Origin of the sequence: Vibrio tritonius (assembly GCF_001547935.1) — a bacterium.
In the GTDB taxonomy this organism is placed as follows: domain Bacteria; phylum Pseudomonadota; class Gammaproteobacteria; order Enterobacterales; family Vibrionaceae; genus Vibrio; species Vibrio tritonius.
In genome coordinates, this window is the sequence record NZ_AP014636.1 from 488,433 (window position 1) to 506,794 (window position 18,362).

The 18,362-nt window shown below is 41.7% G+C and carries 17 protein-coding genes; 11 read left to right on the forward strand and 6 right to left on the reverse strand.

Annotated elements, in window-relative coordinates; all coding sequences use genetic code 11:
- Positions 1–20: 20 nt before the first annotated feature.
- Together JCM16456_RS17360 and JCM16456_RS17365 are read right to left on the reverse strand one after the other, a co-directional pair.
- Complete coding sequence (locus JCM16456_RS17360) at positions 21–584, reverse strand: response regulator transcription factor (RefSeq protein ID WP_082712359.1); 564 nt, start codon at positions 582–584, stop codon at positions 21–23.
- A 5-nt stretch (positions 585–589) separates the two neighbouring features.
- Entirely contained in the window at positions 590–2,185 is a 1,596-nt protein-coding gene (locus JCM16456_RS17365; protein WP_068716868.1) for an ATP-binding protein, read from the reverse strand.
- A gap of 177 nt (positions 2,186–2,362) precedes the next feature.
- On the opposite strand from JCM16456_RS17365, the gene JCM16456_RS17370 reads away from it, so the two are divergent.
- A complete protein-coding gene (locus tag JCM16456_RS17370) occupies positions 2,363–3,742 on the forward strand; it encodes a hypothetical protein (RefSeq protein ID WP_068716870.1) in 1,380 nt (459 codons plus the stop codon).
- An 82-nt stretch (positions 3,743–3,824) separates the two neighbouring features.
- Here JCM16456_RS17370 and JCM16456_RS17375 read toward each other — a convergent pair whose 3' ends face one another.
- Both JCM16456_RS17375 and JCM16456_RS17380 read right to left on the reverse strand, forming a co-directional pair.
- Positions 3,825–4,832 (reverse strand): LacI family DNA-binding transcriptional regulator, encoded by a 1,008-nt coding sequence (locus JCM16456_RS17375; protein WP_068716872.1) that lies wholly within the window; start codon positions 4,830–4,832, stop codon positions 3,825–3,827.
- Positions 4,825–5,595, reverse strand: a complete 771-nt coding sequence (locus JCM16456_RS17380; RefSeq protein WP_068716874.1) for an MBL fold metallo-hydrolase — start codon at positions 5,593–5,595, stop codon at positions 4,825–4,827. The genes JCM16456_RS17375 and JCM16456_RS17380 overlap by 8 nt, the downstream gene beginning before the upstream one ends.
- A 150-nt stretch (positions 5,596–5,745) precedes the next feature.
- Between JCM16456_RS17380 and JCM16456_RS17385 the strand changes: the two genes are divergently transcribed.
- From JCM16456_RS17385 to tnpC, 7 genes are all read left to right on the forward strand, one after another.
- Positions 5,746–6,789 (forward strand): ABC transporter ATP-binding protein, encoded by a 1,044-nt coding sequence (locus tag JCM16456_RS17385; RefSeq protein WP_068716876.1) that lies wholly within the window; start codon positions 5,746–5,748, stop codon positions 6,787–6,789.
- A gap of 36 nt (positions 6,790–6,825) precedes the next feature.
- Positions 6,826–7,974 carry an extracellular solute-binding protein gene (locus JCM16456_RS17390; protein ID WP_082712362.1) on the forward strand — a complete coding sequence of 383 codons (1,149 nt, stop codon included), beginning with the start codon at positions 6,826–6,828 and terminating at the stop codon, positions 7,972–7,974.
- A gap of 74 nt (positions 7,975–8,048) precedes the next feature.
- Positions 8,049–8,879 (forward strand): ABC transporter permease, encoded by an 831-nt coding sequence (locus tag JCM16456_RS17395; protein ID WP_068716878.1) that lies wholly within the window; start codon positions 8,049–8,051, stop codon positions 8,877–8,879.
- Positions 8,879–9,745 carry an ABC transporter permease gene (locus tag JCM16456_RS17400; protein ID WP_197655238.1) on the forward strand — a complete coding sequence of 289 codons (867 nt, stop codon included), beginning with the start codon at positions 8,879–8,881 and terminating at the stop codon, positions 9,743–9,745. The genes JCM16456_RS17395 and JCM16456_RS17400 overlap by 1 nt, the downstream gene beginning before the upstream one ends.
- Positions 9,746–10,039: 294 nt before the next feature.
- Positions 10,040–10,360: an IS66 family insertion sequence element accessory protein TnpA gene (gene tnpA / locus JCM16456_RS17405; RefSeq protein WP_068712900.1), complete on the forward strand. Its 321-nt coding sequence runs from the start codon at positions 10,040–10,042 to the stop codon at positions 10,358–10,360.
- Complete coding sequence (tnpB, locus tag JCM16456_RS17410) at positions 10,357–10,710, forward strand: IS66 family insertion sequence element accessory protein TnpB (protein WP_068716880.1); 354 nt, start codon at positions 10,357–10,359, stop codon at positions 10,708–10,710. Before tnpA ends, tnpB begins: the two co-directional genes overlap by 4 nt.
- Before the next feature lie 59 nt (positions 10,711–10,769).
- The gene (tnpC, locus tag JCM16456_RS17415; protein WP_068716883.1) at positions 10,770–12,323 is read left to right on the forward strand and encodes an IS66 family transposase; all 1,554 of its coding nucleotides are present in this window, start codon (positions 10,770–10,772) and stop codon (positions 12,321–12,323) included.
- A 25-nt stretch (positions 12,324–12,348) separates the two neighbouring features.
- On the opposite strand, the gene JCM16456_RS17420 is transcribed toward tnpC, so the two are convergent.
- A complete protein-coding gene (locus JCM16456_RS17420) occupies positions 12,349–12,804 on the reverse strand; it encodes an AAA family ATPase (protein ID WP_068716885.1) in 456 nt (151 codons plus the stop codon).
- Between the two features lie 172 nt (positions 12,805–12,976).
- Here JCM16456_RS17420 and JCM16456_RS17425 point away from each other — a divergent pair, with 172 nt between their 5' ends.
- Positions 12,977–14,731, forward strand: a complete 1,755-nt coding sequence (locus tag JCM16456_RS17425; protein WP_068716887.1) for an alkaline phosphatase D family protein — start codon at positions 12,977–12,979, stop codon at positions 14,729–14,731.
- A gap of 49 nt (positions 14,732–14,780) precedes the next feature.
- On the opposite strand, the gene JCM16456_RS17430 is transcribed toward JCM16456_RS17425, so the two are convergent.
- Complete coding sequence (locus JCM16456_RS17430; protein ID WP_068716889.1) at positions 14,781–15,398, reverse strand: HAD family hydrolase; 618 nt, start codon at positions 15,396–15,398, stop codon at positions 14,781–14,783.
- A 608-nt stretch (positions 15,399–16,006) separates the two neighbouring features.
- On the opposite strand from JCM16456_RS17430, the gene JCM16456_RS17435 reads away from it, so the two are divergent.
- Both JCM16456_RS17435 and pgmB read left to right on the forward strand, forming a co-directional pair.
- On the forward strand, positions 16,007–17,707 hold the full coding sequence (locus JCM16456_RS17435) for a glycoside hydrolase family 3 protein (RefSeq protein WP_068716891.1): 1,701 nt from the start codon (positions 16,007–16,009) through the stop codon (positions 17,705–17,707).
- Positions 17,708–17,709: 2 nt separating this feature from the next.
- Positions 17,710–18,336 carry a beta-phosphoglucomutase gene (gene pgmB, locus JCM16456_RS17440; protein ID WP_068716893.1) on the forward strand — a complete coding sequence of 209 codons (627 nt, stop codon included), beginning with the start codon at positions 17,710–17,712 and terminating at the stop codon, positions 18,334–18,336.
- The last annotated feature ends 26 nt before the right edge of the window (positions 18,337–18,362 follow it).

An 18,362-nucleotide genomic window follows, 5' to 3' on the forward strand; every position in this document is an offset into this window, starting at 1 on the left:
AGGGGAAACACTCGCCTTTGTTAAGCTTGCAGCATCAGATATTTGTATTCTTTTAAACTCATTTTTTGACGAATATTAGCACGATGAAATTCTACGGTTTTAATTGAGATATCAATGTGGCTCGATATCTCCTTAGTTGAAAACCCAAGGGTCAGATATTTAAGTACTTGCTGCTCACGATCAGTCAATTGTGCTGTCATGTTTTTTAACTGGGTCTTCAATTCGCTGTTTTTCATAGCGTTGTGAACAACCGAAAGTAATGCGTCAATATCAACCGGTTTTTGAAGAAATTCAAATGCTCCTTTTTTGATCATTTCGACAGCAGTATGCACTTCACCATGCCCCGTTAAGAATATGGTCGACCAATGTTCAACTTCATGCTGGATTTGAAGGTACAGCTCAACGCCTGAGACTTTTGGCATTCGTAAGTCAAGTACTAGGCAGGCTGGTTTGAGCTCAAAAGTCACTTCTGCCAAGAAAGTTTCGGTATCAAGATAACTGTTAACTCGATAACCTTCGTCTTCCATTAGAAGGGTAAGTGACCTAAGTAGAATCGGGTCATCGTCGATTATATAAACATCCATCGTTTTTAACTTGTTGCTGGTAAAGTGAATTGAAAATGTGTTCCATTGGAGGTGTTCTGCAAACGAATGTATCCACCACAGGATTCAACAATATTACGACAAATAGAAAGCCCTAAGCCCAGTCCATCTTGTTTGCCAGAAACAAAACTATTAAAAATAGATGGCTTCATTTCGGGATTGATTCCTCGACCATTATCTATGACATCGAAGTAAACGCTGTTTCCTTGCTTTGAGATGTTAATCGTAATTGCTGGATTGGATTTCTGTTCGTCACGTAACGCCTGATAGGCGTTTTTTATCAAGTTAATGTACACCTGAACTAAACAGGTATGATCCGCTTTAACTTTAATAGCGGAATATTCGGGCAAAGCAAAGGCGATATTGAGGTGTCCAATTTCATGTTTAAGTAAGGAGAGTGCTTCGTGTAGGCAAGCAAAGGGACAAATATCGGTAATCTCTTTCACTGACGAAGCTTTCACTAAAGAGCGTATTCGGGTTTGTATCGCTCCCATACGTTGTAAGGCTAGCTCTGCGTCTTGGTTATGAAGAGAAATCCGTTCGATATTAAGTGATTCTCCCGTTTTCATGCATCTTAGTGCCATTTGGACATTGAGCATTGCCGATTGGAGCGGTGTCGCGAGTTCATGAGTGATGGTACTACTTAATTCACCAAGTGATGCAAGATGTGACATTTTGTGAATGTTTTCTGATTGCTGCTTATTTTGCTTTTCCAAACGAACTCGTTCATCCCGTGATAACCCCATCATGAGAGCCAAAATCGAGGATACGGTGAACCCCATTTGCAACTGTGTTGGTGTATAAAGCGAAATGTGCGCCAAAGTATATGTTCCTGCCGCGAGCACATTGGTTACTAATGCATTTAATGCCCCTTTAAATGCGCCAAATTGAACAGAAAACCAACAAATTGGAATTAAGAATAAATAGGAGTAATACGAAATATCTTGGTAAAAACTAATGAATGCAAATATCAGCGTGCCGCATAATACGCTGCCGATAAAAAGAAGTTTTTCGTTCTTTCCAATATCACGTAATAGGTGTGAGAATTCTTTTGCAGAATTATTCATGAACCAAAAACTAAATGGTGCAACCATCATAATGCCGGCAAGATCGCCAGACATAAATGAAAAGAAAGCATCTCTTAGTGCAAACTTGGGGATAACATCGTATTCATTATATAGCGTGATAGCGGCGCATGCAGAAATGAAGGTCGTAATCAATGAACCCAAAATGAACTTTGAAAATAACGTGCTAGCCGAAAACGGGCTTTGCATCTTAAACCAGCGACGAAGCACCAGAGCAAAGCTACCGTATACCGCCACTTGCCTTAGGTTATTTATCCATACGTATTCTGCAAATTCCCAAGGTGTTTTCCCTGGAGATGAGGCGAGTACAGCTGCAATAAACACCAATGGTAAATAGCGCCATCCTTTGTAATAGATTAGAGCAATAGTCAGAGCTGGTGCAGGGTAAAAACAAGCGATGGCGGTATTGTTTGGATAAACCCTAAAAAGCGTTCCGGTTTGATAACATGCCCAGAACCAAAAAATAAAAATTAGAGAAGACTTTATTAATGATTTCATAATATACAAAAATTAGATAGCCGTTGATATTATACGTATTTACATTCTTTGAGCTAGTTTAAATTTATGTTAAAGGTATGGCATTAATAAATATTATTAGTCCAACCTAGGGTTTTACCCCAGTTAATAAAAATCATGATTAGATTATCATTAAATAAAAAACGAAAGGTAGTCTAAATGTTTTATAAAAATGTTATTGTGGCGAGTATGTTTCTTGCACTCGCTGGCTGTAATGGTTCTTCAAACGATTCATCAGATAATACTTCTACTGTTACAACAAAACAGTTCACGATTATTGACGGCTATTTAAAAGATGCCCAAGTCTACGTTGATCGAAACGCCAACCAAGTAGCAGATGAAAATGAACTGGTCGGCAGTACTGATGACAATGGTCAAATAACCATTAACAATGTGAGTGATGGACAAACGATTATCGCGGTTATTGATGCTGGCACAACAACGGATCAGGATTTTGGCAGCGTGGTGGGACACAGCTACCAGATGGCATCAAACAGTAGTTCTTCCGTAATAACGCCTTTTACTACACTAGCGGTAAAGCAGAACATCTCTTTGGCGGACGTTGCTTCGCTAGTGAATCTTCCTGAAAGTGTTGTCAGTGGTGACTATGTTAATGCGCAAAGTGAAGATGCTGATAGAGCACATCTTATTGCACGTAGTGCAACTCGGACGTTGTCTGATTTGAGCAGTAGTGACGATGATATGTTGGATAATTTTGCTGATTTTCGTGATAGCGCAGCAGAAGTGCCAGCTAGCCAACTTAATAGCGTCAATTTGGAAATTAACGATGGTAAAGTCACTCAGATAGCGGCTAAACCGACCCTAAAAGAATTTTTGCAATCTGGCTCGTTGACCTCATTTAGCCTAAATGAGTTTTGGCGTCATCTATGTGAAGACGAAGATATCGACAGTACCGCAGGAGAAAACTGCACTGGACTTGGTGATGGTTCAACACGATGGACATTTGACCTAAGTGATGCAACGAACCCAACGGTTATCGTTACCGATGCGAATCATTCTGAAACGAATCCATATCAGGTCAAATTCGATATTAATTTTGCCAAGGGTTTGAATGCCTTTTCTTTAGCTTGGGTTGAGAACGGACAGACCCAAAATTCAGAGATGAAAGATAACTTTATCTATACTGAAAACGGCTTAGCGATTGCCGTGTCTGTGGACAGCGACTTGCAACTCTACACAACGGCTAAGACGAACCAATCATTGACCGGTTTTTCCGCTATTACCTTGGATGAATCACAGTGGCAAGGCATAACATTGTATCATTTGAATGATACTAAACAGATTTCTCAGGATTATCCTTGGAAAGCTGAACCCCAAATGACGGCAGTGAAACCGACTGTTATTTCGACCAGTGGCTCTATTCATTTTGGTGACACTGAATACACCGTATTACAAGAAACGCCAGATTTGTATCTCATCAAAGATGCTAATAATCATCCTTCATTGCTAATTAAAGACAAAGCGATGGCAGAACGCTTGATGAGCGATTGGCAGAAGATGCCAACAGAACAAAATTAAATAATAACAACGTTAGGCTGGCTAGGCCTTTAGTGATACTAGATAAAAGGCGAGGGGAAACTCTCGCCTTTTTATCAGTGTATTAATACGTTCCGGTAGTTTTTCTCGCAACCAATGAGGTTGATATGAGCAGATCACACCTTTTCGCTTCGTGATTCGCGCCTCTGGTCAATAGGCACTGGATTGAGAGCTTAGCGATTTGCTCAACATTCTGATGAATAACGCTAAGAGAATAAGAGTCTTGTTGCGTCACGAAGGTATCATCAAAGCCAATTAATAAATAATCATCTGGTGCGATTAATCCCTGATGTTTCAACCCATCCAGTACCCCGCAGGCTAACTGAGAGTTTGCAGCGTAAATCAACTCACCTTTGCTAAGCGAATAGGTCAGGCCCCAGCGATAACCACACTCATAGTTGGCATCGGGAACAAGTGAGGTAGAAAACTTAAGTTCTGTATTATGGTTTTTATGGACATATGCCAACTGAATTCCTCTATCTAGCCCCGCCCATGTTGAAGAGTGGCCGTTAATCCAAGTAATGCCGCGTGACTGTTTCTTTAGTGCCATGTTAAGTACCAGTTCAGCTGCCATTTTATTGTCTGAGCAAACACTATCGATAGTGGGTAAGTTCACGCGGCGGTTGATGGTGACCACGGGAATATCGACTTCTGAACACTTTCTCGCAAGTTCGGTTGGTGGTTGTCCTGAGGTAATAACGACTCCTGAAACACGGTATTGAATGAACTGGGTAATGGTATTTTCCAATTGCTCCTTATCATGTACTTCCATAACCAAAGCTTGAAAGCCACATTGCTGAACTTCTAAAAGTAGGCCCTGCAATAACGCGGCTCGAAAAGGATCATCTAAGCGCGTCACTACAATGCCAATCAGTTGGGTGCGTTTACGGTTCAAACCTTGCGCAAGAAAGTTAACTTGATAACCCAGCTGCTCGGCAGCCTGCTGAACCTTGGTGCGTGTTTTAGGTGCAATGCTACCACTGTTACTTAATGCTCGAGATACCACAGCTCGAGAAACACCTGCTAGATCAGCAACATCTTGTGCTGTGATGGTTTTGTTTTGTTTAGTCAAGAAAACGCTCCAATTGAGGAGTGGTAGGCAGCGAGAGATCAATCATCAAACCATCTTGACTCACATAAACGCCATCTGTTTCAGCGCAAGTACGTTTGATCTGTGGGAGGTATTCATCCCAACAGTGGTAAACCAAGAGATTAGGGAGGTTTAACGCCTGTTTAAGCTCAATGCATTGTGGCAAATCGCCATGGGAATTATCGGAGGATAAAGCGGCAAAAGAGGCACATTCTTGAAACGCAATATCGACGTTGTGCATCAAAGCGGTTGTTGCTGCCGTTGGGCGTCCGTCGCCACTATAAAATACACTATGCGTACCATTGCTGATGCGCAGAGCGCGATTAGGGACTTCATGCTGCGTATCTGCTGTATCTACATTCCAATTGCCAATCGACATATGCTCTTGGGTTGTCATCCAGTGGATTGCAAAGCAAATATTCTTTTCTGGCCAGATAGATAAAGCCACTAAGTTTTCCAGAACCGTTTGTTGTTCTTGTTGGCAGATAATGATCAGGGGTTTGGTACGTCCAAAGCTTTTCCATTGATTGAGCAAAGCAGCCAATCCCGAACAGTGGTCGGGATGAATGTGGGTGAAGTAGATGACATCAACTGTGTTGATGTCGAGGTTTCTTTGCCACAATGCTCTGGGAATGGTTGGCCCACAGTCAATTAGCCAATTCTGATGTTCATCAGAAATAATGACTGCCGATGTATTGCGTTGTGTCGAAAATGCACTGCCTGATCCAATTACTTCAACTTTCATCCATAGCCTCAAATTTATTCTCAGTTTCATTAATCTGTCATAACGCTACGTCAGATTAAAAACATCAATTGATGATGATACACCGAGTTGTCATTTTTTTTACACCAAAATGAACACGTGTTCATTTTTTGCAGAAAGAGATTATATTTCATGGATAGGGCGCAGATGAGCCACCTAGTGATTAACGATTTATCGGTTTGTTACGGCAGCCAAACGGTATTAAAGGACATAAACATTGCTGTTGAGCATGGTGAAATGCTTGCGCTTCTTGGTCCTTCAGGTTGTGGTAAAACCACGTTATTGAATACGTTATGTGGCTTTACTGCCGCCAACTCAGGGAAAATTAGTGTCGCAGGTCGCGATATCACGCACTTGTCACCGGAAGCGCGAAATATCACCATGGTTTTTCAAAGCTATGCGTTATGGCCACATATGACCGTTGAGCAAAACATTGCTTTTGGTTTGTCGCTGCGTGGTTATGACAAAACACAATCGCGTAAACAAGTCATGAAAATGCTCGAAGCGGTCAATTTAAAAGAAGTTGAGCGCAAAAAAGTCACTGAATTATCTGGAGGGCAACGTCAACGTGTTGCACTTGCTCGTGCTCTAGCGGTTGAGCCGGATATATTGCTGTTAGATGAACCTCTTTCCAACTTAGACGCCAAAGTGCGCTTATCTGTCCGTGATGAAATAAAGCAGTTGCAACAACACCTTGGTTTTACATCGATCATCGTCACCCACGATCAGGAAGAAGCTCAGGTGATGGCAGATAGAATTGCTGTTCTTCACCAAGGGCATATTGAGCAAGTCGGTACGCCAGAAGAGATCTACTATCACCCTAATACCGCGTTTGTGGCCGATTTTATGGGGGCCGACAACCATCTTGATCCGGTTTCATTATCAAATATATCTGTCGATGTCAGAAAGGACGGACGTTCAATTCAGTTGCCAGTGCATTTACAACAGCTTTACTTTCGTAGCGAACACGCCGTGGTGATGCCATTGACCTCTGAGTTACCGGAACACGGTTTAGTGCTTAGTGGGGAAGTGACAAGAAGTGTCTTCCTCACCGGGCAGTATCAAACAGTAGTGAATGTAAACGGTTTCCTTTGCCATGCACGCTGTAAGGAAGAACTTAATTTAAACGAGAAGGTTCAAGTTCATGTTGAGCCTCGGTATCTTTTTTCATTTTAGTAAATTACAAACCCCAATCATATAGGGAGACAGGGTATGTCTTTAAAAAAACAGTGTCTTATCGCGTTAGCGTTAGGAAGTATCGCATTGCCGACATTGGCTGCTTCTGAGACGGTCTTAAACGTAGTGACCGCAGGCAGTCAAAATATGGTGGATTACGTAAAAACCTTTCTGGCGCCTAAATTTGAAGCAACTCATCCGGGTGTCACTATACATGTTGTAGGAACCGGTCCCGGTGATGCTGGCTCAAACAAGATCAATGAGAAATTAGAAGCGCAGCAACAAGCTGGATCAAAACAGTGGGACATTGATGTTGCTGTTGTACATGAAAAAGCAGGTGGGCAAATGGTGCAAAAAGGTTTGCTCGCGCGCTATACCGACGATGTTGAAACCAGCAAATTGGCAACTCGAGACAGTGCCAAATATGCCTTGGGTGCTAATGTTCAAGGTTACGTTATTCCGATGTTCCATAGCCAAACCGCGATTGCCTATAACAGCGACCTAATTGATACCCCACCATCGTCTTATGATGGCTTGATCAAATGGACCAAAGAACACCCAAAAGCTTTTGGATATAACGGGATTAAAAACGGCATGTCCGGCCTCGCATTTGTTACTGGATGGGTGTATGCCTACGGTGGTGGTTCCGATGCTCTTACTCAAGGTGAATACAACAAAGCCCAAGAAAAGTCGTGGTCACAAGCGTTCGAAAAGCTTAAACAATTCAACTCAAATGTAACCTTTACTCCGGGTAATGCTGGCACGTTAGATATGCTCAACCGCGGTGAAATTGCCATGGGACCTGTATGGGTTGATATGTTTTATAGCTGGAAAGCGGATGGCAAGCTGTCTCCAGCAATGAAACTGAAATTGATTGCTCCGGGCATGCCGGGTCAGCCAATGTATTATGTCGTTCCGGAAAAAGCAGCCAACAAAAAGCTTGCAGAAGAGTTTATTGCGTTGGCGACCAGCCCCGAAATCCAAGCGAATGGGATTGTGAAACAATTTAATTGGTATCCAGGTATTGATGCCAATTTTGTGCAGAGTCAGTTGGATAAAGCAACGTGGGCTAAATTGTTTAAAGAAATTACGCCAACGGATCTTAAAAACTATGGCAAAAGTTTCCCTACCGCCGCCTATTTTGATGACATCAAAGAAGGTTACGAGCGCCAAGTAGAAAATTAATCAAACTTACGTTTGATATGACGAGACATTGATGTCTTTGAGGCATCAATGTCTCTGATTGAATTGGATTTATCATGAATGAAAACAATCGTACACTGGCCTTATTAATCTTACCTGCATTGGTTGTTATTGGGTGCTTTTTTGTCTACCCATTGGGGTATTCAATTTATTCTGGATTAACCGATGTTAACGGCATGCTTACTGGGCAGCATCTTGTCAAGGCTATTGATTTTTATGGCAAAGATATGCTGTTTACCGCAATTATTGTTATCGTTTCAATCGCATGCATTTTAGTGCTGTCAGTCGGGATTAGCGCTTTAGTAACATTGTCACCTTTTCAAGGAATTACTAAATTGCTGGGGGCGTTATATCGCATTCCTTTATTTATTCCATTCATAGTCACCGCGCAAATGATGAGAACCTTCTTGGCAAAAAATGGATTAATGAATAATGGGCTCGTTGAGTTAGGTATATTAACTCCGTTTGAAACCGTTTCATTTTTGGGTTGGAAGGGCATCATTATTACGTTCATTTGGAAGCAACTTGCTTTTGCCACGTTACTTATTGCAGGAGCGATGGCAGCAATTGAAGCCGACCAGACTCGCGCAGCGCGTAATCTCGGGGCAAATCGGTGGCGTATTTTATGGCAGATATTATTGCCCCAAATCAAAACGACAATAGCGGTAGCTATGGTGCTGTCGTTGGTTTCTATTATGTCGGTTCTTTCGGTTCCCATGATGATTGGGACGGGAACGCCCACAATGTTGAGTGCTGATATGGCATTTCGGATCAATTCATACAGCGATTATCCAGTAGCTAATGCACTTGGTATTATCTCTTATTGTATGACAGGGCTTTTTAGCTGGTTTTATCTTCGACAAAGCACCAAGCAGGAGTCACGTTAATGAGCTCTTTTGTATTATCCTTGCCTCAACAATGTATGGCGCTTTCATCTCACTGCGTTAGACGTATCAAAGCTCACTTTTGGCTACAAGTTTTTTTCTTGGTGTTCTTTATGCTGGCTATCTTTGGCCCGCTTTGTAACCTCTTAATTTGGAGTGTCACCGAAAGTTGGTTTTTCCCTCACACCTTACCGAGCGAATGGGGATTGAAATATTGGCATAAAGTATTTAGTCCGTACAGTGATGTGTCGGGTTCGCTATTAACCAGCCTTTTCATTGCTGTGTCAGCGACCGCATTGGCCTTATTGATCTCCATACCTGCCGGCTACGCACTTTCAAAACCAAGTATGCCACTACGCTTACCGCTGATGATGCTGTTTCTCTTACCGCAAGCTTTCCCTAACCTTACGGTGTATATGAATATTGCTAAGTTGTTTTATCAGGTGGGGCTAAATGGCACTGTGATTGGCGTTATCTTAGTGCATACGGTTCATGGGCTGATGTATTCCGTTTGGATCACGGTTGCGGCTTTTTCTGCTCAAGATCCATTACTGATTCGTGCTGCTCGTAATATTGGTGCCGGTCCAGTCAAAGCCTTTTTTTCGGTGACATTACCTTTGGCTGCTCCCGGTATTGTGGCCAGTGGCATATTCGTTTTTTTAGAATCGATGGACGAATTTACTGGGACATTTTTTGTTGGCGCCCCCGAGGTCAATACGCTACCGCTATTGCTGTATACCGCCAGTATGGAAGGGAACTATCAGATTTCGTCGATCACGGCTCTCATATTACTCGTACCTTCGATTCTTTTTATGTTGATTATTCAGAAGTTCATGAAGCCAGAAATGATGTCGAAATTGGGTAAATAGTTTTTCTGATAATAGTAATAATTGAGTATTTATTATTGTATGAACCTTCTTATTCCTATTATCCCTGTCATTATCTGGAATCTAACTATAAAAATTATCCTTTAAGAGAAGATAATTGATTAATTACTTTATTAACCCGGTGTTCAATATCTAAACGATCTAATGTGATATATCTTAGTTTCCACGTTTGGAGTAGGTCTTGAATTTTATGATCGTAAGCGCACCACAAACCCCACATTCTAAACAGGCTTTGCCCACTCTATGATCACATCTCCAATCCAAAGGAGATGTGACATGAATAAACGACGCACCGACCAAGAATGGCTTTCGCTGATTGAGCAATGCCAAGCCAGTTCGCTCACACAACAAGCTTTTTGCCAAAAACACGACATTAGCGTATCGACGTTTTACGCTAAGCGGCAGCAGTTGAGTGTTAACCCATCCCCAACTCAGAGTGGCTTCGTTAAGGCCGAAATTATTGAAAAAACCACCTGTCGCAAGGTGACCCAGACGTCGGTAGCCAACATGACTTTGATGGTAAATAACGTCGAATTGAGTATTCCTCAAGGCACGCCACCACACTATCTTGCAGAGTTGATTGGAGCCTTGTCATGAAACGCATGATGACCGCGCCAGTGGTGTATTTATACCGTGAGTTTGTTGATTTCAGAAAGTCTATTAATGGTCTGGCGCTGTTGATTGAATCCGAAACCGACCTCGAACTGGGCTCAGGGGCATTGTTCCTCTTCACCAATAAACAACGCGATAAAATCAAAGCGTTGTATTGGGACCAAACGGGTTATGCGCTCTGGTATAAACGCCTCGAAAAAGCCAAGTTTAAATGGCCCACACAAGAGAAAAATGCCGTGTTTACCTTAACGCAATTTGACCTCGACAGACTGCTTTCTGGCTTCACAATAATCGGCCATAAACCAGTGAAAATCGACAGTTTTACAATGGGTTAATGGCAATAAAAGTCAAATAAACCAAGCCTTTTTTATCGGTATTAAGTACAATAACTACCATGAAAAAGACGACCCCCGACATCAATCCAGACAGCCAAAACATCGCGGAACTTCAAGCGATGGTGAAGGCGTTGATGTCTGAGCAAGCCGCTTGGCAGCAAAAAGAATCGCAGTGGCAACAAGAGCGCCAATCCTTAATTGAGCAGTTCAAACTGGCACTTGACCGTCAGTTCGCCAAACGCTCTGAAGCGTTAAAACCGTATAACGAAGCTCAGGGCGACTTCTTTAATGAAGTGGAATGCGAAGCGGAGAACGTCGAGGAAGAAGTGGTGACCACGACGACCACAACAAAGCGCCGTGGTAAACGCAAGCCATTACCGAAAGACTTACCTCGCGAAACCGTGGTGCTTGACCTGGATGAGCACGATAAAAATTGTCCTTGCTGCCAGCATTCTCTGCATCAAATCGGGGAAGACCGTAGCGAGAAACTGGAGTTCACGCCTGCAGTCCTCAAAGTTATCGAATACGTTCGTCCTAAATACGCGTGCCGTCATTGTGAGCAACACAGTGAGACTAACCCAGTTCACCAACAGCCAGCACCCGAGAGCATTATCCCGAAAAGCTTCGCCACAGAAAGCTTGCTGGCCAATATCATCTTGGGTAAATACCAGTACGCCTTGCCGCTTTATCGACAAGAAACCTTGTTCACGCAATCGGGCATCGACTTATCAAGAACCACCATGGCTCGCTGGGTTATCCAAGTCAGTGAGAAGTTCCAACCCTTGTACCAAGCCTTAAAAACGCACTTACTTGAACAAGTGGTGGTTCATGCCGATGAAACCCCATTGAATGTGCTGCAAGAAGAGAAGCGCAGTTACATGTGGCTTTACTGCTCAGGAGCTGACTCTCCGCAAGCTTGTTTACCGGAGATGAAAAACATCGTCTTGTACGACTATCAAAACAGTCGCGCGAGAGCGTGCCCAATGGACTTCTTGGGAGATTACTCGGGTTACCTGCAAACCGATGGTTATGCGGCGTACGATGGTCTCACTCAAGTGACAAACGTCGGTTGCTTCGCTCATGCTCGCCGTAAGTTCATGGAGGCAAAAAAGCTCCAGGGAAAAGGCAAGACTGGGAAAGTGGATATCGCGCTGGCGAAAATCCAAAAACTCTATGCGCTCGAAGCTCGCTTAAAACCGTCATCAGCTGAAGAGCGTTGGTCAGAAAGACAAACACACGCCAAACCAATATTGGACGACCTGTATCAATGGCTCACGACACAGAAAGTGTTCGAATCCAGCCCACTGGGTAAAGCGATTAAATACACCTTGGGTCAATGGCCAAAGTTGGTGCGTTATGTGGATGATGGGCACTTATCCATCGACAACAATCGAGCAGAACGTGCGATAAAATCAATGGTCATTGGCCGAAAAAATTGGCTCTTCGCCAACACATCAAAAGGTGCTGATGCTAGCGCATTACTCTATAGCATCATCGAGACGGCTAAAGCCAATGGGCTCATTCTCTACGATTACATGGTCAAGTGCATGAAAGAGCTGGCGAAAGCAGAGCCCGACATTGACTCACTTCTTCCGTGGAACTTCTCACATTAAAACGCCCCGTGTGTTCATGGGGTGCTTACTTATGATCCACTTTATAGTGGAACTCTATATCCTCGGAACGATACCCGTCCGACTGAAAAGGAACAATACCAAAAGGAAGGTAGATATGTAAGTCGTACTTTTGTGCGTGATAATAACATTTCTCGGTCAATTTGTTTTGCATAGAAGGGGGCATATCAAATGTATCTCTAACTCTCCAAAAAGCTTCTACATCGATAAAAGAACGTTCGGTCAGAAAGTTATACTGGTTATGCTCAATTTGTTGTTTGCGCTTGAAATAGGCTATCTGAAACTCTCTTAAACTGTCGCGTGACATGACATCAGTATGTCCATGTCCCATCTTATCAAGAATTGAACGAGCATCAGGTGTAATGAAATGACTAATGTAAGATCTGAATTTTTTGTTTTTCATTAGATGATTTGATAAAAATGTTTTACCGACGGAACTTGATCCTGTTAATGCAATTCTCAATTTAACAACCTTACTTTTAATCTTTACTCAGATAATAAATATATAGAAATCTGATTTCCACAATTATTTATGTGCCTAACTATTGAAATTAAACCTACTGTCATATTTTAATCACCTTTCTCATGGAAATTATAGGGAGATTAATTTACTGCAAGCAATATGAGAGGAATATATGTCAGAGGGATTGAGCCGCAGACGCTTTTTGGAATTGGCTGCAAAAGGATTTGGTGCAGTTGTTATATCTTATGGATTAATGGGATGTAATGATGAATCTCTAATTAGTGGGACTTTTGAGCATGGGGTAGCCAGTGGCGATCCGTTAAATGATTCAGTGATTTTATGGACCCGAGTGACGCCCGAAAAAGATGGTGATGTCACAGTCAACTGGGTAGTAGCTACAGACAGCAGTTTTACTAACATCGTCACTAACGGTAACTATGTAACAACTGCAGAGCGAGATTATACCGTTAAAGTTGATGCAATAGGGTTGAGTTCGAATACCACCTATTACTATCGTTTCTTTGTCGGTAATGAACAATCTACCGTTGGGGTAACAAAAACACTGCCCACTGGCGATGTGAGTGCAGTGAAGCTGGCTGTGGTGTCTTGCTCTAACTATCCTGCTGGCTTTTTTAACGTCTACGATATGATTGCTCAGAATTCAGACCTTGATGCGGTTTTACATCTTGGTGATTATATTTACGAGTATGGTCGTGGTGAATATGCCAGTGATAATGCTGAAGCGATCGGTCGTGAAGTTCTTCCGAGTAACGAGTTATTGACCTTATCTGATTACCGAACTCGTTATGCTCAATATCGAACTGACGAAAGACTACAAAAAATTCATGCACAGGTGCCGTTTATCACCATTTGGGATGACCACGAAGTAGCAAACGATGCCTGGAAAGACGGTGCTGAAAATCATAATGATGGCGAGGGTGACTACGACTCTCGTAAAGATTATGCCACTCAAGCTTACTTTGAATGGATTCCTATTCGACCTTGGTCATTAGGTGATCATGTTGATATCTATCGCAGCTTTAGTTTTGGCAATTTACTTGATTTGCATATGCTGGATACCAGACTTCTGGCGCGAGATGTACAACTCGACTATTCAGATTACATGAATGCCGACGGCAGTTTTGATGAAACCGCACTTGAAGCAGCACTCACTGATGATACTCGAACCATGATGGGTGAAACTCAGTTTGCGTGGCTGACTCAGCAGTTAACTGCCAGTTCGGCAACTTGGCAGGTGATCGGCCAACAAGTGCTAATGGGAAGAATGACACTGCCTGCAGCAGTGGCGTTACAAGAGATGTCGATTGGTGATTATGCGACTCTGGGGCCTTTAGCTTTATTGGCACAACGTGTGACTGCTGGTGACGAAACCTTAACCGCTGATGAAATTAGCTATGTTTCTGAAAATCAATCTCTCTTAACAGAAGAGGTGCTTGCATTGCTGGCGCTTCCTTCTGTGCCCTACAACTTAGATGCTTGGGATGGTTACGCTTATGAACGAGAAAGGCTATTTAGTCTTCTGAGTTCATTAGGTAAGAATACAGTAGTGGTGGCAGGGGATACCCACAATTCTTGGGCAAATAATTTACGTGATGAGGATGGTAATGCTGTTGCGGTGGAGTTTGCGACTAGCTCTGTAACATCACCAGGAATGGAATACTACCTTGATATTTCAGAGGATTTGGCGTCAACGTATGAGGCCGCAGTGACCGATCTTGTGGATGATTTACAATATACGAATTTGATCGATAGAGGATACTTGTTGCTTGAGATAACGGCTGAACGTGCAACCAGTACATGGTATTTTGTGGATACCATTTTATCTACAGACTACTCTGAAAAATCAGCTCGTAGAACAATCGGTTACATGGTGGCAGGCACTCCTGAAGTCATTATGGAAAGTTAGTTTTTCTTAGTGAATGCCACGAAATAGTGGCATTCACTGTATTAAGTGACTAGAAATCTAGGCCTAGTGCTTTTAACGCTTGTTCACCTTGGGCTGCATTTTTAAATTCTATTGCGGTAATGCCGACATCTTGCGCGCCTTTTACATTGTGCGGCATATCGTCGAGGAAAATGGTCTCTTCTGCTTTAATTTCAAACTGGTTAAGCAGGTGCTGGTAGATTTCTGCTTGAGGTTTAAGTATGCACACGTCAGCAGAAACAACAGTGCCTTCGAAGAGCTCCCAAAACGTGTAAGTGGACTTCAAATGAGCCACGATTTCATGGACATTGTCGGTCAAGGCAAACACACGGTAGCCTGCTTTTTTAACACGTTTGACGAGATCGACAGAGCCATAGATAAGGATCTGAGTTTGTCTTACATAGTAAAACAGACGTTCACATTCGACTTCAGACAACCCAAATAAAATTTGATGCTGCAACTTTGCTTCGTTCTCGGAAATCAATCCTTTGTTGAGGTTATACCAAATTTCTGAACGAAAAATGGATTCAGCCAAGCTCTCAATGTCATACGAATCGTCGAAGGTAAGTCGTGTTATCTCCACAGGATTCCAACGCACTAGTACATTACCGATATCGAATACAACATTTTTGAACGAGCTAGATGCCATGTTAATTTCCTCCATAGGACTAATATGAGCTGCGTTAAGACACAAAACTAAGCAGTGAATAGTTGACGAGCAGGGATGGGATAAGTGCTCTCAAGAATAATCAATTATGCCTGTAACGCTGGGGATTCTTTGTGCAGGGCTAGACGCTTTTACATTGCCTTATTATTAATTTTATAAAATAAAATGCAGATAAATTGGTGGTTGGAAATAAATAAGCTTTCACTGACGAGAGAAACAGCAATGTAGGCAATTTTCTACAATAGGCTTTGAAAAATATATTTAGCCGAATTCTATATCGAACTATGGCGAGGATTATTTGATACTAGCTGGTGGGGGTAAATTATTTGTTTTAAAGAAATATTAATAATATTTCCCTATGACTAAACTATCGATATCTATTGGTGTGTGTAGCTATCATGCTGATTTTAAACACTTATTAACGTTTTGTTGCATCGCTTGTGATTGGATTCACATAAAAGTCAACTGCGTTAAAAAAACAAAAATCTGAGCGAAAAAAAGAAAACAGCATCAACCTCTACGGATAAAGTAATAAACGTATTAACAATGAAGTAAGAATTAATTGTATATAGTTTTTTATTGGAGTCCTTATGGTTGATCTACGATCTTCACCATTTTATTTGTCTGATAATGACATTGCTTGGGTGACTGATAAGCTAGCTTGCATGTCACTTGATGAGAAAATCGGCCAATTATTTATGCCAGTAGGTTTAAGCTCAGATGAAGATGAGCTACGAAATACGATCGAGTCATTTAAACCCGCAGGAATGATGTTTCGCCCTGGCTTAGGCAAAGAGGTACAAAGTACTCACCGCTTTTTGCAATCCTGTAGTGATATACCATTACTGATTGCCTCAAATTTGGAAAGTGGAGGCACTGGCTCTGCGATCGATGGTACTGAATTTGGTTGCCAGATGCAGACTGCAGCCACTGACGACGTAGAAATGGTACGCGGCCTAGCGCGAATCAGTGCTATCGAAGGCAAAGCTCTTGGAGTGAATTGGACGTTCGGGCCGGTAGTTGATTTGGATATTAACCCCAATAACCCTATTACTAATGTTAGAACGTTTGGTAGCGATAAGAATAAGGTGAAATATTATTCAAGCGAATATATTAAAGAGGTACGTAAACAAGGGATGGCAACGGCGGCTAAACATTTCCCTGGTGACGGTATAGATGATCGCGACCAGCACATTGTGCCAACCTATAATTCGTTAACAAAAGAAGAGTGGGATACCAGTTATGGTGAAATATATCAGGAAGTTATCGCTGCTGATTCGCTATCAATTATGGTTGGACACATCTCTTTACCGAGTTATAGCCAATATCTAAAGCCTACTCTTGATTTTGAAGATGTCCTTCCTGCCAGTCTATCACCAGAGATTCTTCAAGGGTTGCTAAGAGGCAAACTTGGATTTAATGGTTTGATTGTTACTGATGCCAGTGCAATGGTCGGTTTTACGAGCGTAATGCTACGAAAATATTCGGTGCCAGCAGCGATTGCCGCTGGGTGCGACATTTTCTTGTTTAATAAGGATCTTGCAGAAGATTTTCAATACATGAAGCAAGGCATTGCTGAGGGGCGATTGAGTATGGAGCGCGTTGACGAAGCCATCACTCGAACTCTAGCAATGAAGGCAGCTCTAAAACTCCATCAAATAGATAAGGATGAATTGGTGCCCCAAGAGCAGGCGCTAGAACTAATTGGTAACCAAGCTCATAAAAATCTAGCAAATATGTGTGCGGAAAAATCGATTACTTTAGTTAAAGACCGTGATGATTTTCTTCCTATTGATCCGCATAAGCAGCCAAATGTATTGCTCTTTACATTGACTGATGATGGAGATTTTTTTGGCAATAAAACCAATGTATTTGCACCAGCTATTGAGCTGCTTGAAAGCAAAGGGTTTAAAGTAGATTTATTCGACCCATCTAACTTTAAGATGCGAGACGTTAAATTATCCGTTGAAGATATGCGGAAGAAATATGACTTCGCACTCTATTTTTCCAATATAAAACCAGCAAGTAATAAAACATCGCTGCGACTGAACTGGACAAGACCTATGGGAATTGATGCTCCATGGTTTTGTGCTGAACTATCAACTGTGTTTGTTTCATTTGGTAATCCATACCATCTCTACGATGTTCCTCGGGTCCAAACATACATAAATGCTTATACCGCGAATGTGGAAACCATCAGAGCAACAATTAACTGCTTATTGGGTAATAAGTCGTTCAGCGGAAAAAGCCCAGTAGACCCTTTCATGGGACGAATTGACATGCAGGTATAATCATGAAAGCATTTATTTTTGACCTAGATGGTGTATTGGTTGATACCGCAAAATACCATTATCTTGCTTGGAAAGAAGTCGCCGACTCATTAAATTTGAATTTTGATGAGTTGATGAATGAAAAATTAAAAGGAGTGAGTAGAGATAAATCTCTTAAAATAATAATAGAGGAGAATGGAAGGGATTTATCTGAGTTTGATTTGAGTAATATTTTAAAAATTAAAAATGAAATATACTTAAGTTACATCAATAAAATCGATAGAAATGAATTGCTTCCAGGAGCCGAGTCTTTATTGAAACAAAGTAAAGAAAACGGAATATATGTCTGTCTTGGTTCAGCTAGTAAAAACGCTAAATTGATATTACATAAAACAAAAATATATGATTTATTTGATTGCATTATAGATGGTAATGACGTTAGTAATGCAAAACCTAATCCAGAGGTATTCATTAAATCAAGTCGAATACTCGGTATAGAACATAATTTATGTACAGTATTTGAGGATTCACAAGCTGGTATTGATGCTGCAATAACAGCTGGAATGAATACAGTTGGAATTGGTGACAATAATGCGCTGAAAGGTGCGAATATAATTATAAAAAATCTAGCAGAATTTAATATAAATTAACTTGTATCATTTATTCCAATAAAATA